Source organism: Thermodiscus maritimus, from assembly GCF_055382595.1.
Genome location: NZ_AP042434.1, coordinates 222,033 through 239,353 on the forward strand (window position 1 = coordinate 222,033; position 17,321 = coordinate 239,353).

At 55.1% G+C, this 17,321-nt stretch carries 17 protein-coding genes and 1 tRNA gene; 12 read left to right on the plus strand and 6 right to left on the minus strand.

What is annotated here, in order from left to right:
• Positions 1–60 precede the first annotated feature (60 nt).
• Positions 61–453 (plus strand): RidA family protein, encoded by a 393-nt coding sequence (locus ACZ47H_RS01165; protein ID WP_464933399.1) that lies wholly within the window; start codon positions 61–63, stop codon positions 451–453.
• Between the two features lie 18 nt (positions 454–471).
• Positions 472–1,698 carry a threonine ammonia-lyase gene (gene ilvA, locus ACZ47H_RS01170; RefSeq protein ID WP_464933400.1) on the plus strand — a complete coding sequence of 409 codons (1,227 nt, stop codon included), beginning with the start codon at positions 472–474 and terminating at the stop codon, positions 1,696–1,698.
• On the opposite strand, the gene ACZ47H_RS01175 is transcribed toward ilvA, so the two are convergent.
• Complete coding sequence (locus ACZ47H_RS01175) at positions 1,695–3,350, minus strand: acyl CoA:acetate/3-ketoacid CoA transferase (RefSeq protein ID WP_464933401.1); 1,656 nt, start codon at positions 3,348–3,350, stop codon at positions 1,695–1,697. The genes ilvA and ACZ47H_RS01175 overlap by 4 nt on opposite strands.
• 205 nt (positions 3,351–3,555) lie before the next feature.
• Here ACZ47H_RS01175 and ACZ47H_RS01180 point away from each other — a divergent pair, with 205 nt between their 5' ends.
• Positions 3,556–4,464: a dihydrodipicolinate synthase family protein gene (locus tag ACZ47H_RS01180; RefSeq protein WP_464933402.1), complete on the plus strand. Its 909-nt coding sequence runs from the start codon at positions 3,556–3,558 to the stop codon at positions 4,462–4,464.
• Between the two features lie 11 nt (positions 4,465–4,475).
• The gene (locus ACZ47H_RS01185; protein WP_464933403.1) at positions 4,476–5,867 is read left to right on the plus strand and encodes an FGGY-family carbohydrate kinase; all 1,392 of its coding nucleotides are present in this window, start codon (positions 4,476–4,478) and stop codon (positions 5,865–5,867) included.
• On the opposite strand, the gene ACZ47H_RS01190 is transcribed toward ACZ47H_RS01185, so the two are convergent.
• Complete coding sequence (locus ACZ47H_RS01190; RefSeq protein WP_464933404.1) at positions 5,860–7,662, minus strand: hypothetical protein; 1,803 nt, start codon at positions 7,660–7,662, stop codon at positions 5,860–5,862. The two genes, ACZ47H_RS01185 and ACZ47H_RS01190, sit on opposite strands and share 8 nt — an antisense overlap.
• A gap of 86 nt (positions 7,663–7,748) precedes the next feature.
• On the opposite strand from ACZ47H_RS01190, the gene cysC reads away from it, so the two are divergent.
• The 6 genes from cysC (at position 7,749) to ACZ47H_RS01220 (ending at position 11,174) form a co-directional block, all read left to right on the plus strand.
• A complete protein-coding gene (gene cysC, locus ACZ47H_RS01195) occupies positions 7,749–8,312 on the plus strand; it encodes an adenylyl-sulfate kinase (RefSeq protein WP_464933405.1) in 564 nt (187 codons plus the stop codon).
• Between the two features lie 3 nt (positions 8,313–8,315).
• Positions 8,316–8,519, plus strand: a complete 204-nt coding sequence (locus tag ACZ47H_RS01200; protein WP_464933406.1) for a CopG family transcriptional regulator — start codon at positions 8,316–8,318, stop codon at positions 8,517–8,519.
• 62 nt (positions 8,520–8,581) lie between these two features.
• Positions 8,582–8,815, plus strand: coding sequence for a hypothetical protein (locus ACZ47H_RS01205; protein WP_464933407.1), 234 nt, complete (start codon positions 8,582–8,584; stop codon positions 8,813–8,815).
• A 14-nt stretch (positions 8,816–8,829) separates the two neighbouring features.
• The gene (gene sat / locus ACZ47H_RS01210) at positions 8,830–9,978 is read left to right on the plus strand and encodes a sulfate adenylyltransferase (protein WP_464933408.1); all 1,149 of its coding nucleotides are present in this window, start codon (positions 8,830–8,832) and stop codon (positions 9,976–9,978) included.
• A 210-nt stretch (positions 9,979–10,188) separates the two neighbouring features.
• Positions 10,189–10,298, plus strand: a tRNA-Lys gene (locus ACZ47H_RS01215).
• Positions 10,299–10,412: 114 nt separating this feature from the next.
• The gene (locus tag ACZ47H_RS01220) at positions 10,413–11,174 is read left to right on the plus strand and encodes a metallophosphoesterase (RefSeq protein ID WP_464933409.1); all 762 of its coding nucleotides are present in this window, start codon (positions 10,413–10,415) and stop codon (positions 11,172–11,174) included.
• 164 nt (positions 11,175–11,338) lie between these two features.
• Here the strand turns inward: ACZ47H_RS01220 and ACZ47H_RS01225 are convergent, their stop codons facing one another.
• The gene (locus ACZ47H_RS01225) at positions 11,339–11,929 is read right to left on the minus strand and encodes a TATA-box-binding protein (protein WP_464933410.1); all 591 of its coding nucleotides are present in this window, start codon (positions 11,927–11,929) and stop codon (positions 11,339–11,341) included.
• A 132-nt stretch (positions 11,930–12,061) separates the two neighbouring features.
• Between ACZ47H_RS01225 and ACZ47H_RS01230 the strand changes: the two genes are divergently transcribed.
• A complete protein-coding gene (locus ACZ47H_RS01230) occupies positions 12,062–12,595 on the plus strand; it encodes a hypothetical protein (RefSeq protein ID WP_464933411.1) in 534 nt (177 codons plus the stop codon).
• On the opposite strand, the gene ACZ47H_RS01235 is transcribed toward ACZ47H_RS01230, so the two are convergent.
• The 3 genes from ACZ47H_RS01235 to ACZ47H_RS01245 form a co-directional block, all read right to left on the minus strand.
• A complete protein-coding gene (locus ACZ47H_RS01235) occupies positions 12,573–13,922 on the minus strand; it encodes a TldD/PmbA family protein (RefSeq protein WP_464933412.1) in 1,350 nt (449 codons plus the stop codon). The genes ACZ47H_RS01230 and ACZ47H_RS01235 overlap by 23 nt on opposite strands.
• A 7-nt stretch (positions 13,923–13,929) precedes the next feature.
• Entirely contained in the window at positions 13,930–15,333 is a 1,404-nt protein-coding gene (locus ACZ47H_RS01240) for a TldD/PmbA family protein (protein WP_464933413.1), read from the minus strand.
• A gap of 73 nt (positions 15,334–15,406) precedes the next feature.
• The gene (locus ACZ47H_RS01245) at positions 15,407–16,051 is read right to left on the minus strand and encodes an alpha/beta fold hydrolase (RefSeq protein ID WP_464933414.1); all 645 of its coding nucleotides are present in this window, start codon (positions 16,049–16,051) and stop codon (positions 15,407–15,409) included.
• A 181-nt stretch (positions 16,052–16,232) separates the two neighbouring features.
• Here ACZ47H_RS01245 and ACZ47H_RS01250 point away from each other — a divergent pair, with 181 nt between their 5' ends.
• A complete protein-coding gene (locus ACZ47H_RS01250; protein WP_464933415.1) occupies positions 16,233–17,315 on the plus strand; it encodes a hydroxymethylglutaryl-CoA synthase in 1,083 nt (360 codons plus the stop codon).
• The last annotated feature ends 6 nt before the right edge of the window (positions 17,316–17,321 follow it).

Below are 17,321 nucleotides of genomic sequence, written 5' to 3' on the forward strand. Positions count from 1 at the left end.
CCTCCCATAACTGGAAATATATCCCGGCACCTTCCAATAGGGCTATATGGTGTTTTAGGGTTGACCCAGGAAGGGATAGAGTATATCTATACAGATAAGGCTCCTAGGCCCGTAGGCCCCTACAGTCAGGGTGTTAAGGCTGGCTGCTTCCTCTTCATAGCCGGCCAGATACCAATAGACCCAGGCACGGGCGAGCTTGTGAGCGGGAGCTTCGAGGAAGCGTCGAGGAGGGCCTTGGAGAACGTGAAGGCGATAGTGGAGGCCGCTGGGGGTAGTTTAGACAGTATAGTTAAGGTTACAGTCTATATCCGTGACATTAAGAGGTTCAGCGAGTTCAACAAGATATATGCTGAGTACTTCAAGCACTCGAAGCCCGCGAGGGCGGTTGTTGAAGTCTCTAATCTCCCGTTAGACGCGCCCCTCGAGATCGAGGCTATAGCTTACCTCTGCTAGCTTTGAAGGTGGACACGGTTGGCCAGCGGCAAGGAGCTAGCGCTCGAGGTAGCCAGGAGGAGCCGTGAGGCTAGAGAGATAATATCAGAGTACATACATGAGACTCCCCTAGAGGAGTCTGCAACCTTCTCCCAGATGAGTGGTTCCCGCGTCTACCTTAAGTATGAGAACCTCCAGAAAACCGGAGCCTTCAAGGCTAGGGGTGCCCTCTACAAGGTATTCAAAGTTAAGGATGAGTATAAGGGGCTTGTTGCGGCAAGCGCTGGAAACCACGCTCAGGGGGTAGCTTATGCAGGCAGGATTTTCGGGTTGAAGACCGTCATAGTCATGCCCGTCTCAGCCAGCATCTCGAAGATCGAGGCTACCAAGAGCTATGGAGCCGAAGTCGTGCTAGCCGGGAGAGTATATGATGAGACCCTGGAGGTCGCTAAGAAGATAGCCGCGGAGAGAGGCTACGCCCTAATACACGCCTTCGACGACCTCGACGTAATGGCAGGCCAGGGGACAATAGCCTACGAGCTACTAGAGCAGCTAGACCAGTTCGACACAGTAGTCGTCCCCATAGGAGGGGGAGGCCTCATCTCAGGGGTTGCCTCGGTGCTCTACAAGGAGGCGCCCCACGTGAAAGTCTACGGTGTAGAACCGGCTGCCGCACCAAAGACCCTGAGATCCCTCGAGGCTGGGAGACCCGTGTATATTGAGCCCAAGCCTACTATAGCTGATGGACTGGTTGTGAAGAGGCTGGGAAGCCTCACATTCCAGGTGATACGGGAGCTTGTATCGGGCGTCACCCTCGTCGAGGAGGATGAGCTGGCCCACTCCATCTACCTCCTCCTCGAGAGGGGTAAGGTGCTTGCCGAGGGTGCCGGTGCTGCGGCTCTCGCCGCGATGATCCATGGAAAGCTACCGATAAAGGGGAAGACCAGCGTGGGGATAGTTAGTGGTGGCAATATTGACCTGACACATATCTACAGGATCATATTGAGGGGTCTCTCGAAGGCTGGGAGGCTCGCTAAGATAACGGGATACGTCCCCGACGCTCCTGGCCAGTTGAAGACTGTTCTAGAGATTATTGCTAACCATAGGGGTAACGTGATAGGTATATTCCATGACAGGACCAGCCACTCTATCCCAGCATGGAACGCGCTTGTCTCTATAACGTTCGAGGCGCCTGGCAGGAGCGTGATCGAGGAGATACTGGCTGAGTTGAGGGGGAGGGGCTACGACTTCTGGCTGAGCGACTAGCGCCTCAGCTTCTCCCTCAACTCCCTCCCTATACCCATCCTCCCCGTAGAGAATATGATCCTATCCATTTCCCTTACTTCTCCCCTTATGATCGGCTTGAACTCCATCTTATCAAGTATGTCCTTCTCGATATCAACGCCCGGCGCCACCTCTACGAGCTCCAGCCCCTGGCTGGTTAGCTTGAACACTGCTCTCTCTGTTATGTAGAGGTGCTCTCTCTCCTCCTCTATAGCGTTGCAGGGGCAGTAGAGGATCTTGTATACGTTTTCGACGAACTTCTTTATATTACCATCCCGTACTATCTGGATCCCCTTCTCGCTCACCCTGATGTCTTGCTTGCCCGCAGTAAAGTGGCCGGCGAAGTAGATTCTGGGGGCACCCATGCTTATGCAGGGGAAGCCTCCGGGGCCAGTGAGTCTTCCTGGAAGGATGCTCGCGTTCACGTTGCCCTTGCTATCGACTTGGAGGAATCCCAGGCTGGCTGCATCTATGATCCCGCCCTCGTAGAAGACGAACTGCTCGCTGAGGGGGATTATGGCTCTGGGGCTTATGGCTACGCCGAAGTCTGGCCCGTGGAGCGGTATCCCTCCCCAAGGCCCAGACTCTACAGTGGAGATTACGAGGTCGCTGATGCCCTCCTCAGCAGCTATTGTGCTGACGAGGCTGGGGATCCCTACTCCCAGGTTCACTACTATGTAGGAGCCTCTCTCCTCGACGATCCTGAGCATTTCAAGGAGGACCCTCCTCGCTATAACCTTCCTAGTGTTCAGCGGCTCTGGCTTCACATCCAGGTACTCTACTGGGACGCTTACCTGCCCGCTGATCCTGGGGTCGTATTGTATTGTGGCGCTCTGCCAGTGCTTGTCCTGGGGCGCCCTCACGATGTAGTCTACTAGGGGGCCCGGCACAACGACCTTCTTCGGATCTATAGTTCCGCTCCTAACGGGGTATAGTATCTGGGCTATGACCAGCCCCCTGCGCCCCTTAGCCTTAGCAGACTGGGCTATCTGGAGTATAGGGCCTATAATCCCTTCCTCGTCGAGGCTTATATTGCCCTGCTCGTCAGCCCTGCTCCCCCTAATTATCGCCACATTGGGGAGCGGCGCCTTGTACATTAGGAACTCGTTATCATCAACCACAACTACCTCGGTCTTAGCAGTCCTCTTCTCCTTAGCCAGGTCGTTGAGGGCTCCACCATCGTACCTTGGGTCCAGGAATGTGCCTAGTCCCACCCTTGAAATAGTACCAGGCTTCCCGGAGGCTACGTCTCGGAACCAGCTGGCGAGGACGCATATGGGCCAAGTGTATGCTTCGAAGAGGTTCTTCTCAGCCATCAGCTGGAGCCACTTACTCCACCCATAATAGGCTACCAGCATCCCCCTTATGAACTCCTGGGACTCGCCCTCCTCCTTGTAGAGCCTCTCCGCAACCCAGTCCAGCCCCCTCCCTGGGGTGCCGGGAAAGGTGTCTGATATTATGAAGAGGTTCTTAGGGTGGCCTGTTGTCCTGTAGAGCTGGTAGAGGCCCTGGACGAGGTACTCTGGGGTAAGGGGCATGTTGAAGCCAGATATAGCGATGATGCTATCATCCCTAATATGGCCTAGAGCATACCAGGCCTCCACGAACTTGGATACAGCCTTGGGTAGCGTCACTCCAATTCACCGTTAAACCCAATACTATAGTTTCATACCGTAGCCTATTAGAATGCTGTATTATGGGGCTGCCAGTGAGGAATGCCCGGTCCCCCTATCCGACCCTCCCGGGTTTGGGGAGCGGGGCCTCTGCATCCGAGGCGGCCCCCTATTATCACACATTATTATTCTCCTGCCTGTTCACTACTTGGGTTGGTGTGAAGTATTGCCCAATTTACGGCTGGGCCCTGTGATAGTCCCCGTTGTCACACCCTACGACGGTGATCTTATCCCAGACTATGACGCGGCGGAGTCGCTCGCCTCCCGCTTCGCATCCCTGGGGATCACAGTTTTCGCCGCAGGTACCACGGGCGAGATGCCTCTTCTCATGCCGGACGAGAAGAGGAGGCTGGTGGAGAGCTTCAAGAAGGGGGCGGCGGGTAGGGTCCCTGTGCTAGCGGGCTCTGGGTGGCCTAACCCATACATGGTGCTTGAAGAGGCGAGGATCCTCGCTGGCGCCGGTGCTGATGCGATCCTGGTCCCTCCTCCATACTACTACCCGGTCCCACAGTACTCGCTTGTAGGCTTCTACCAGTGGATTGCGAGGAGCATAGAGGTCCCCGTTCTAATATACACTATCCCGAGTCATACTGGAGTCGAGGTATCAGTGGAGACCATCGCCGCCCTCTCCAGGGAAGACGGGATCATTGGTGTAAAGGCTACTGTCCCAGACATACTCTTCCAAGCCAGGCTCATCAGGCAGGTGAAGGAAGAGAACCCCTCATTCCACGTCTACTCGGGGCTAGACGCTCTCCTCCTCCTCAATCTCTCTCTGGGGGGTGATGGGGGAGTCGTCGCTGGATGCAACCTCACCCCAAAACTCCACGTCGAGCTCGTCGAGGAGTGGCGCTCGGGGAATGTTAGGAGGGCTGAGAGGCTCAACAGGCTCATCAACAAGATCTCCTGGGTGCTGGAGCCGGCTAGGAGTATACAGGGGGGTATCAAGACCATTCTATCACACGAGGGCCTCATACCAACAGACAATGTAAGACCACCGCTCCCACCAGAGGACGAGGCTTCTAGGAGGCTTGTCCTGGAGAGGTGGAGGGAGAGCGGGCTGCGAGACTACCTTTAGGTTGAGAAGGAATGGCCTCACGGGATCGTGTCGCGGGGCTCGATGTAGGCACGAGCAGGGTCAAGCTTGAAGTATACGATGGAGGAGAAATTATAGCGAGGAGGGAGCTGGTCAACGACTTCATTATTGAGGGGAACAAGGTAGAGCACGATCCTAAGAGGCTCCTCCATAATGTAAAGCGTCTCATCGATGAAGCTAAGAAGCTGGAGGCGGGCTGCATAGGCGTAGCAACCTATAGAGGAAGCATACTTGCTTGGAAGCCACCAGCAGAACCCTTGACTAACATAGTCACGTGGATGGATAGGAGAAGCCTTGAGAAGTACGGGGAGATACCCTTAAAGGCGAGGATAGCCTCAAAACTACCGGTTATCGGGGCGATGCTATCCCCCGAGTCACCCATGGTTAAGCTCAGGATCCTCTCAATGGAGAATCCACGGCTCGATAAAGCCCTAAGAGAGGGCCTCATACACGCGTGGAATGTAGACGCATACCTGCTTGAGGGGCTTACACGAAGCTACTTGAGCGATCCGAGCAACAAGGCCCTAATGGGCGTCATTAACCCCAAGAGCCTCGAACCCGTATGGGCTGCGGCACGCCTGCTCGGCTTGCCAAAGATACCTATCCCGGAAACCCTCTACCACGACGAGGCTATACAGGTCGAGGGCTACAGTATTGGACCCTTTATGGGGGACCAGCAGGCGGCTAACCACGGACTAGCATGCCTTGAGAAAGGCTGTATGAGGATAAGTATGGGGAGCGGGGTTTTCGCATCCCTCACCACTGGCGAGCCCAGGCTCTACTCTGGTAGGGGGATAGTACCACTCATCCTTTATAGGAGCCGTGGGAGCGGAGTCTACGGGCTGGAGGTCTACATCACTGGTCTCGGGAAGGCTGTCGAGTGGTTCGTAGACAACCTCCTAGGCGGAGACTATGGAATACTAGACGAGGCCGCGGGGATGCCGGGGAGGCCCCCTATTGTGCTCCCTTTCTTCTGGGGGCTGAGATACCCGAGGATAATGAGGGGGGTTGCCGGGGTCATTGATATACAGCCGGGGCATGGTTTAATGGATATCGCGAGGGGAGTGGCCCACTCTGTAGCCGCATCGATAGCCTTCCTCGAATCTCTCCTCGAGAGGGTTGCTGGCAGGCCTGGTAGGATAGTCTTGACCGGCGGCCTCTCGAGGCTACATCGCCTAGTAAGACTAGTAGCAACATATCTCGGGAGGAGTGTTGAGAGGAGCCTTCAAACCGATGCCCCTGCAAGGGGTGCTGCGATTCTTGCTGCCAGGGCCTGCGGGATTGACGCACCGCCCCCGTTGGATGCTGAGGTGGTCGAGCCCCTCGGTGATGTGGATCTTGTTGAGCCAAGGCTATTGTTCGACGTGGCCGAGAGTATTAGGTAGGGGCCTTCATCTTCATTCTAAGCATTTCATGGAAGACGCGGGACAGCTTGATAGCGTGCTCCCTCTCTCTATCCCTAAGCCCAGCTGCTCGAACTATCTTCTCCGTCCACTCGAGGGGTTTTAGAGCGCCTGGGCTGGTGTCTGCTCCTTTAACAGCGTATACCACGTAGACTAGCTTGCTGGCCGCCCTGCCGAGCGTGCCCCGGGCTTCCCCTACAACGGGATAGACTCCGGCGACCCCGGCGCCATAGTTTTCGAGGGAGGCTATAATGTCGGAGACGACAGCGATTCCCTCTCCACTCGGGCTCGAGATGAACAGGATTAGCCGCGCTCCCAGCCTCGCTCTCGAGAGCGAGATGCGGAGAGCACGCACCACGTCCCGCCTATAGGCTTCGAGATCCCTAGTGTCTATCTCCTCCCATGAGAGGCTAACGTTTTTACCGGCGAGGTGGGCGGCGTGAGCGTAGAAGAGGCTTAGATCCTTGTACGTCTGTAGCCCCGGGTATGGGGGGTCGGTGGCCACAATATCATAGCCGCGCCCCGGAACAGTCTCCCTAGAATCCCCCCGTGTGAATGAGGGTGGTATAGTGCACCCGTCAACCCCGCAGCTCTCCGTGTAGGATCCTATCACTGAGACGAGGGTCCCTCTACCCACAGGCGCTGCCCCCCGGCTTGGAGTGTTCGGCATACCCTCGTGGGAGAATGGGTTGAGCTCAACCGGGTTCCTGGGGAGCCAGTAGCTCTTGACAACCATCCCCGGGTTAACCTTTGCGAGGGGCTGGTAGTATATTGCTAGTAGGCTTGTGCTGGGAGATGCAGTTGCAACCGCTAGCCCCGCTTCGACCCCGCAGTTCCTCGCCTGGGATAGGAACTCCCTGTAGGAGGTGTTCTGCCTCCAGGTGTAGAGCTTATCACTCCTCGTCCTACCGTGCCTGTAGAGGCGCCTGGTCTCCTCCATGAGGGGAACGGGGATCCCTCCAAGGGACTCGCTCAGCCTCCTAGCAATCCCTCCTGTCTCCTCGAGAAACCTCCTCCACTCCAGCCCCTCCCTGCCCCCGCCTATTAGCGAGATCCACCTCCTCCCCTCTCCCCTCCTGTAGACTTCTAGGGCGTAGGCTACGTAGCCATCCGCCTCCTCCGGGAGCCCCTTCGGGAGATGTATCGGCGCCTTGGCCTCCTCGATGTGACGAGGGTCCCTCCACTCGAGTCCTCCATCGTCTCCTATAACCAGTATCTCTTTGGGGGCCCTCCTACCCCTCCTACTTGAAACCCACCTGGGAGCGGTGCATGGGGGGCACCTGGCTAGGAGGACGTGGATTATACACCATCCCTTTAAGCACCAGAGGCCTCGTATCCTCTGCCACGCCCTGGCGAGGGCAGTCCAGAGGCAATCCGCCTTCACCCTGCAGGCTCCCGTGCAGAGGTCTGAGGCGCTCGTAGCGAGGGCGTGGGCGTATGGGTTGATATCCTGCCCTACAGCCTCCAAGCCCAGCCTGGAGGCTTCGATAGGTATTACCCCGGATCCCGAGAATGGATCGAGGAGCTTCAAACCGCTCGCTAGACTCCTAACCCTCCTCACAGCATCCATACTACCCTCCGCAGCCTGTAATGCAGTTTCAGCGTCGGCGCCGACTGCTAGAGCAATGAAGGCCCTGACGAGGGGGAGGGGCCTCCTACCCCACCACTTGAACACAGTGGGCCTCCTGTTGGACTCCATTCTCGATGAGAGCCTGCTGAGCCTTGCAAGGAACTCTGGTGTGACCTCTCCCCTTATCCCCGATCCCCCTCCTATCAAGCGTATTGGCGCGGGGCTTTGTTTTAGAGGGGATAGGGAGCTAATTATATACCATTAACACCCGTAGACAGGAACGGTGCAATAGAGTGAAGTGCTTGGAGAAGGGCGTGGTGGTCTGGCTAACCGGCCTCCCCGGCAGCGGGAAGACGACAATAGCCAGGGGCGTCTATGAAAAGCTTGTAGGGGAAGGCTACAGGGTTGAACTCATAGATGGAGACTGGGCTAGGAAGACTATAAGCGTGGGAGCAGGCTTCACTAGGGAGGAGAGGCTCAACCATCTAAAGAGGATCGCCTGGGTCACACGCCTCCTTGCAAGGAACGGCGTGGTAGTGCTGGCAAGCTTCGTCTCCCCCTACAGGGAGGCTAGAAGGATGGTTGAGGAGATCGTTAGAGAGGAGGCCGACTTCCTAGAGGTATACGTAAAGGCTAGCCTGGAAGAGGTTATTCGGAGGGACCCTAAAGGCTTGTATAAGAAGGCTCTCGCGGGAGAAATCAAGCATATGACCGGGATAGACGACCCCTACGAGCCCCCTGAGAACCCATGGCTAGTACTAGACACCGAGAAGCATTCAGCAGAGGAGAACATTGAAACTTTATACCGACAGGTTAAACGAGTATTAAACCGAGCCAGAGTTGTATGTGAGGGTTGAGATATGACTGAGAAGGTTAAGATCGAGATCAGCAAGGATGCCTATGAGAAGGCTTCAAAGCTCGCGGAGGAAGCAGGGTTCCCAAGCGTCGAGGCCCTGATAGAATTCCTCATAGACGAGGCCACAGAGTCGACTGAGGGAGAGGAGATCTCGAAGGAGGATGAGGAGAAGATCAAGGAGAGGCTAAGGGATCTAGGCTACATCTAGCAGTCTTAATTATACTTAATTAACCCCCGTCCCCTGTTATTTATCATCCCGGTGCAGGATCCTTGAGTGAGGAGAAGGAGAAGACCAGATACACCACGGTCTCAATACCCGTCACCCTCTATAATAGGATAAAGAAGATAATCGAGGGAACAGGATTCACCAGCGTCTCACAATTCGTCGTCTACGTCCTAAGAGAGATCATCGCTGAGCACGAGAGCCAGCAGGGAGAGGAGCCCTTCACCGAGGAGGACAGGGAGAAGATCATCGAGAAGCTGAAGCGGCTAGGATACATCTAGAGTGGTGATATGCGATGACTAGTAAGCCGCATGGTGGGAGGCTGGTTAACAGGGTCGTGAAGGGTAGGAGGAGGGATGCCCTCCTTGAGGAGGCCCGCGAGGTTCCAAGACTAGAGGTATCCTACGAGAGAGTCATCGACATTCTAGACATAGCCCACGGCGCCTTCAGCCCACTCGAAGGGTTCCTCTTACAAGAGGATTACATTCACGTACTACACGATATGCGCCTCCACGACGACACGCCCTGGACCATACCAATAATCCTAGACGTAGACCCCGAGGAGATAGCTGGTATCAAGGAGGGAGACGACATAGCATTATACTACAAGGACTCGCCAATAGCACTAATGAGGGTTGAGGAGATCTACGGGTGGGATAAGAAGCTCCACGCACAGCTAGTCTACAAGACCACCGACCTCAACCACCCGGGCGTAGCTAAAACCATGGAGAAGAAGGAGCTCCTCATAGGTGGGAGGATTGACCTTCTAACAGAGCCCCCTAACAAGCACGCAGACATAGTGCTGTGGCCTATAGAGACCCGCGTCCTCTTCAAGGAGAAGGGATGGAGAACTATAGCGGCCTTCCAGACGAGGAATGTGCCCCACAGGGGCCACGAGTTCGTCCAGAAGGCGGCGTTAACCTTCACAAACGGTCTCCTAATACAGCCCCTCCTAGGGTGGAAGAAGAAGGGAGATTACAAGGATGAGGTGATAATCAAGGCCTACAAGGCGCTGATAAAACACTACTATCCTAAGGACGTCGTCGTCCTCTCAGGCCTCATGATGAACATGCACTACGCCGGCCCAAGGGAGGCTGTGCACCACGCAATCGTTAGGAAGAACTTCGGGGCAACCCACTTCATTGTAGGCAGGGATCATGCTGGAGTAGGAAGCTACTACGGCCCCTACGAGGCGTGGGACCTATTCTCAGAATTCCCAGACCTAGGCATAACGCCCCTCTTCATACGCGAAGCCTTCTACTGTAGGAAGTGCGGTGGTATGGCTACTGAGAAAACCTGCCCTCACTCTGAGGAGGATAGGCTGAGGATTAGTGGAACCAAGATAAGGAATATGCTGAGGAGGGGGGAGATACCGCCAGAGCATATGATGAGGCCGGAGGTTGCCAAGGTTATACTCGAGTTCGACAACCCCTTCGTCGAGTGAGAAGGGTATTGGTACAGCGAGGAGTGAGGTATGGAAACATGCCAGAATACCCTTCTACTCCTCCCCAACCTCATATCGGCCGAGGAGGACAGCCCCATAGCCACCCCGGGTAATAGTGCTATTGTTAGCCGGGTATTCTTTCCACAAAACACTGCCGGGTGAAAGAAACCCTTAAAAAGCACACCATGCTATACTCTCTAGCTGGCGGGTGGGCCCGTAGCTCAGCTTGGTAGAGCGGCGGGCTCTTAGCAGTAGAGGGGCCTATCGCCCCTTCGGGGGAAACCCGTAGGTCCCGGGTTCAAATCCCGGCGGGCCCGCCACAAACCCCCACAATGGGGCTCCTAACAACCCTTCATTCCTCCCTACAAGTCCATTATTACCGCCAGTATACAATCAGGGTATTACGGGACTGACAAGAGATGAACGGGGAACTGGTGGCTGTCGGCGAAGCGGGTAGAAAGGGAATACTATTAGTGGACTCGATGCCAGCAGTTTACGTTAGCCATGCAGACGCCTTCATACTCGCGGACCTCCACCTGGGGTACGAGGAGGTAATGGCTGGAACAGGAGTCTTCCTCCCAAGGATCCAGTATAAAAAGATAGTGGAGGTGCTTGATAGGCTCTCAAAGGTGAGGCCAGGCAGCAGGATCATACTGGCAGGAGATGTGAAGCATTGCTTCCAGAAGCTTACTAGGCAGGAGAGGGTGGAGCTAGCCAAGCTTGTGAGGGGGTTACAGGAAATGGGGTTCAGGGAGATCCTCGTCGTCCGAGGGAACCACGACAACTATGCTAAGACAGTTCTCTCTCCCATGGGCGTAGAGATGATAGAGGATCACCTCGATCTTGGCAAGGGGATTGTCGTAGCCCATGGCCACAAGAAGGTGGAGGCCGACTACGAGTTCATCGTAATAGGCCACGAGCATCCTGCGCTGAAGGTCTCTGTTGGAGGAGGGAGGGCTAAGTTCCCCGTATTCCTCATCATGCCCCTCGAGACGGGGGCTTCAGCAGTAGTCCTCCCGCCCACCGGAGCCTATCAAGTAGGAAACGTGGTCTCCACTGATAGAAGAGACTATCTGAGCCCCGTTATCCGGGAGCATGGCGTGCCCGAGGAGGCCCTGCCCATAGTCGTTGACGATGAAGCCGGCTTAATGCCTCTAGTCAGGCTGTCGCTGCTCGAGGAGATCCTAGCCTACTAGATGCTATGGCGGAGGGACCCTCGGAGCTCAGCACTGCTCTTCATAAGCCTGGAGGCTTCAGTATTCCCAGCCGCCCTCATAGGGTCCCTTCATACCACTAGATAGGATTATAGCGAGTCAACGCCCTATTATTTTATATTATGATGATTTATGGTATAAGAGGTTCAGTCTGCGGGGCCCAGTATACACCCGGTCTCCTTTAGGGTTTTGTAAATGTTCTCCACGGCCCTCTTCACGTCTTCCTCCTTCTTAGCTCCAGTAATAACCATCTTTCCACTACTGAATATTAGCAGGACAACTTTAGGATCATTCATCCTATAGATGAGGCCGGGGAACTGCTCGGGCTCGTACATGCTTCTCTCTAGGACGAAGGCGGCCTTATCGAGATCTATATATACATGCAGGTTGGCGCTCGCAACTATGTTTTGGATCTGGAGCCTAGGCTTACCTACGATCTCTATACCAGAGTCCCTGAGCCCCTTAATGATCTTCTTGACTGCTAATACAAGTTCGGATATGCTCTTGGCTCCCGTAACGACCATCTTACCCGACTTGAATATTAGAGCAGTCACCTTGGGTGTCTTGAGCCTATATACTAGGCCCGGGAAGGTGTCTGGGTTGTAGTCTACATCGGGTATCCTAGCCTCGATCAGGTTGAGGTCGAGGTTCTGGTCGAGGATCACTGTTGCTACTATGTTCTCGATTCTCGACTCTGGCTCGGGCAGTGTTTTTTCTTTGTGAATTTCCTCCTCCAATACATGCACCCCTTTTTAAACTACCGCCTCCGACTATTTAAAGGAATTATTGAAGACTCGTATAAACCAAGGTTCACTGACACACCTGGGATAATAAGCCTACATTCCAAATCTTCATTCTGGGGCGGCGGTGTGAAGAAGCGAGCAGCCAATGACTCGGGGAAGGGTGAAGAGCCTAGTCTCACTCGGACCGCCGCTCCCGCAGCCCTGGTAGAAGGAACAATAATAATAATAGATATAGATAAAATGGAAGATATTGTTCGGGAGAGGGGTTGGAGCGAATACAAACCCAACCCCGCAACAGGACTCCTCACCGGGCTAATCATGGAATTCGCCTCCAAGTGGCGCGCCATCGTAGTCTACGGGCTCGATGAGGAAAGAGGCACTGAGGAAGCGGTGCTCGAAGTACCCCTTACAACCCCCAAGGAGCTGGCAAACGACCTTGTCATGATCGAGGAAGAGCTATGCAGATACGCAGATGTAACGGCAACTATAGTAGCAATATCCGCCCCCGTAGGCTCGAGGCCTGCCCGTGGCAGGAGAGAGGCTTACACAGGCTTCAGGAGGGAGGTCAAGAGGATCCTGGAGTCATTAAAGAGAAAGGGTGGCGGCGTAGTTTATGTAGACGGGGAGCTTGTATACTCTAGCCCTTGCCGGAGAAGGTGACCCCTCTAGCCCTTATGATGGGGGCGCAGACTCCGCTTCTGCACTCCTGGGGTTCGGCGGCACCGGCGAACCGCTCGCCAAGCACCTCGTATATGTTATCGGCTATTACAGCACCCTTCACGGGCCTCGTTATAGAGCCGTTCTCGACTAGTAGCCCGAAGCTCACAGTTGCGTTTATCTGCCCGCTGATGGGGTTTGACATCCAGCTCCCTATAGTCCTCACAACTACGACGCCTTTCTCGACATCGCCTAGGAGGTCTTCTAGGCTCCGAGAAGCACCCTCAACTGTTACGACGAGGTTCATGGGTGCTGGCGTGGGCTTCGCCCAGGGAGTCCTCCTATAAGCATTCCCGGTAGACTCCCTGCCCTCCTTGCTGGCAGTGTAATGATCGTATAGGAAGGTCTTGAAAACCCCGTTCTCGAACACGTTCTTCCTCATAGTAGGATGGCCCTCAGAATCCCAGCTGGCAGAGCCCGTCTCCCATGGGAGGAATGGGTCGTCGATTACGGTTATCCTCTCATTCAGAACCTTCTCCTCCAATCTTCCCTTCAACGGGCTCCTCCCCTGCTGCGCTTGTTCCGCAGAGACGGCTGGGGATAGGAGTACTCCTATAATGGAGCTGGCCTCGTCCTGGAGTAGGATCATGTCTCCCTTGAAGGTCTCTATGGGCTTGGCCTCCGCGGCGAGGAGAACCTTCTCCACAGCATTCCGGGTAGTTTCTTCCACCTTCTCCGGCATGTACTTCGCCTTAGCGAAATAATCGTAGAAGGTACCCTCTCCTCCAGCAGTCTTTGACTTAAGCTCTACAACGTAGGCGAAGGTGGTTGTCAGACCATCTATGACTCCTCCATTAGTATTCCCATACTGGCTCCGAAGAACCTCTCCGGAAACAGCCGCTTCTGCGAGTGAGACTCCCTCCTTCATAGTCACGGTCTTGATCTGGCTCCCTAGCAGCTTTACGAGGTCTTCCGGGGAGAGGCTCTCAATACTCTCATCATAGGTCTCGGGCACCGTGCTGGCCCTACCTACTTTGGGGTTGAATCCCGGCCAGTCCTTATCCTCGCGGGCAGTCCTCGCTATGGATATTGCTCTCTCGACTACCCTCTCGACATCTTTATACCCACTCACTATCCCGCCGGCAGCCCCTATCCTTTTACCAACCGCTACCCTCACACCTACCCTCACGAACTTTTCGATGACGGCGTTCTCTATCGAGCTCTTTCTCGCAGCGACCTCGGTGGAGGTGATAGTGTGGATGCAGGCCTCTGCCTCACTAGCCCCCTTTGCCTTGGCGAGCTCGAGTATCTTCTCAACATCTAACTCCATTCCTAGCTCACCTCCCTCCAATTATCATGCCCCTAACTCTAACGTGGGGTCCCCCAGTGCCCACTCTAACCATCTGCCCAGCCTTACCGCATCCTCCGAAAACGCTTGTTTCCACCTCGAAGTCCCTCCCGACAGCATCGATCCTGGAGAGGACCTCTAGTATCTGGCCTGAGAGATTGACTCCTCTAAGGGGCTTCGAGATCTTACCGTTCTCTACAAGCCAAGATACCCCTGCGCTGAACGTGAAGGTCCCCATACCCGGGTCTACCTGGCCACCCTTAGACCCCTTCGCAGTCGCGTATATACCGTAATCTATGTCTTCTAGCAACTCCTCCAGCTGGTAGTCTCGGGGCTCCATGTAGTAGTTTGTCTGCCTCACAATAACCGGGTCCGAGAAGGACATCACCCTCCCGTTGCCGGTGGGCTCCTGGTTGAGCCTCTGGGCGCTCGCTCGATCAGTAAGATAGCTGGATAGGATCCCTTTATCCACGACCTTCACCTTAACCTTCTCTACCCCCTCGTCATCGTAGGGCACATAGTATCCGCCCTCCACCCGGCCGTCATCATATATTGTAACTATGTCTGAGGCCACCTTCTCACCTATCCTCCCTTGAAGTATGCTCGAGCCTGCATCGACGAGGTCGCCCTCGCTGGCGTGACCGAATGCCTCGTGGAGGAGGAGGCCCACCATTCTAGGCTCCAGTACAACCGTGTATTCTCCTCCCTTGGGAACCTCGGCATTTGATGCTAGGATTGCTAGCCTTGAAACCTCCCTAGTCATCTCCTCCCAATCAACTGAGCGGAGGTATTCGAATCCCGCCACTCTAGAATCGTAGTCTGAAACATACTCCATACCCTTCTCGCTGCGCGCCACTGATGCGTGGGATAACCCGGTCATAACAACCTCGACGTCAACGTGTATCCCGTCGCTTGTGAGGACTGTCCTCTTATCCCTCTGCACTCCTAGCCTTGTAATCGCAGACACTATCCCCTTCTGCTCCATAGCTGTCCTGTTCGCCTGCTCGGCTATCTCGAGCTTCTCCTCTTCTACGCTGAACGGGTCTATGACGTAGCGGGACGCGGCTCTTGCCACGAGCGTCTTATACTCTGCGAGGCTGACCTTCTCCTTAACGTTGAGTGATAATGCCTTCGCGGCCTTCAGTGCTTTGTCTACAGCCTCCATAATAGCCTCCTTGCTGAAGTTTGTGGTGGAGCTGTAGGCTACAGCTCCCTGGTATATCACCCTGAACCCTATTCCCACTCTAGTGTTATAGGAGTGCTCCTTGAGGCTTCCATTATCATATACTATCAGCTCGTAGTCATAGGACTGGAGCCTAGCATCCACGTAGGAAGCTCCCCGCTCCTGTGCTTTGAAGAACGCTTCCAGGATGTAGTCAACTATTTCATCCAAGCTCTCTCTCCCATCCTTTAAATGGGGGATGACATCATTTAAAGGGTTAATCTATGGAGGTTAGGGGAAGCTGTTAGGGTTGGCCAAGGGTCCCTTCTGGCTGCTTTCGACTAGTTGCTCTCCTGTAGAAGTCTAGGAGGTCCCTGGTAAACCGTTCTGGCTGATCGAGGTACATTGCGTGCCCTGCCCCCTCGTAGACTATTAGGGGGGCGTTGAGTTTTCTAGACAGCTTCTCATGTATCTTCCTGGGGACGAAGTCCCTCTGCCCCCTAATGATTAGAGCCGGGGCTCTCACATGGCGCACCCTGCTCCATATGGGGTCATCTTCCCTCAATGCGGGAGAGGCTAGTAATAGGCCCGGTAGCTCTCTTCCCACGGCATAGTAGAGTGCCACCCTTCCCCCAAGGCTTGCTCCAACTATGAAGGGCTCCCGACCCCCGAGTATGCTCTCTACGACCTCCCTTATTGCTTGCAGGTTCAACTCGATGCTCCTTGAGTGCTTGCTGCACTCTGTTTTCTTACCATAGGGCATGTCCGGCGCCGCAACATCTATCCCCTCTTTAACAACTGCATTGATTATCCCCGCCTCGCTCCAAGTGTTTCCAGTGAAGCTGTATCCGTGGAGGAAGAGTATAGGGGGCCCGCTCGTACCCATAACAAGGTATGAGACTCTGCACTCTACCCCTCCTGCCCAATAGATCCTGGTCTCGAGGCTCAACTCCCCCATCACCCAGCGATAATGATCTAGTATAATCATGGGTTTTTCACAGCGCCTATAACATTCGTTGGGGGACCCTCCCAGTTTTATTAGACAATAGTCTACTAGTCTATCGTCGAATGGCTAAATGCTTAAATCCTAGTAAAAACTTCGTTAGAACCTAGACTCCAAGGGGATTACAATGGCGAATTCAAGCTCAAGTATAGCGCCCGGCAAGGCCGGGATCCATGGTTGGGGCGGCTACATCCCCCGCTATAGGCTCCCCACCAGCGAGATAGCTAGGGTTTGGGGATGGCCCGAACACCAGTATAAGGGGCTGAACGTCTCCCACAAGTCCGTTGACGGTCCAGATGAAGACTCCACCACTATGGGCTTCGAGGCGGCCTACAACGCTCTTCTCCGCGCCAAGATAGACCCAAAGCTCATAGGCGCAGTATTCTTCGGGAGCGAGTCCAAGGTCTACGCCGTGAAGCCCTCGGCAACCCTCATAGCGGAGATGATCGGTGCTACACCAGACACGATGGCCAGCGACCTCGAGTTCGCCTGCAGGGCTGGGAGCGAAGGGTTGAAGGCCAGCCTCGGCCTAGTCTCATCGGGCATGGTTAAGTACGCCCTCGCAGTTGGAAGTGACACAGCGCAGGCGGAGCCCGGCGACGTCCTCGAGTTCACAGCCTCCAGTGGAGCAGCAGCCTTCATAGTGGGCCCCGCTGATGGGGCGGCCGCGATAGTGGAGGATACGTTCACGTATGTAACGGATACCCCCGACTTCTGGAGGAGGGCTGAGAAGCCCTACCCGAGGCACGGCGAGGGCTTCACTGGAGAGCCAGCATACTTCGCCCACATTATAGGGGCTGTTAAGGGCCTCTTCGAGAAGACAGGCCTGAAGCCCGAGGACTTCGACTACGCAATATTCCACCAGCCTAACGGGAAGTTCCCCTTAAAGGTAGCCCAGAGGCTCGGGTTTACCAGGGAGCAGGTTGAGGCTGGACTGGTAACGCCCATGATCGGGAACACTTACAACGCTAGCGCTCTCCTCGGGCTTGCCAGGGTCCTCGACTCAGCTAAGCCGGGGCAGAGGATACTCTTGGCCCCCTTTGGGAGCGGGGCGGGAAGTGACGCTTACAGTATAATCGTCACCGACGAGATCGTTGAGAGGCAGAGCCTTGCACCGAAGATCGACGACTACCTGGCAAGGAAGGTTGAAGTGGACTATGCATCCTATACGAGGTTTAGAAGGATCCTTACAATGCTGCCCAGGGGGTGATCGTGA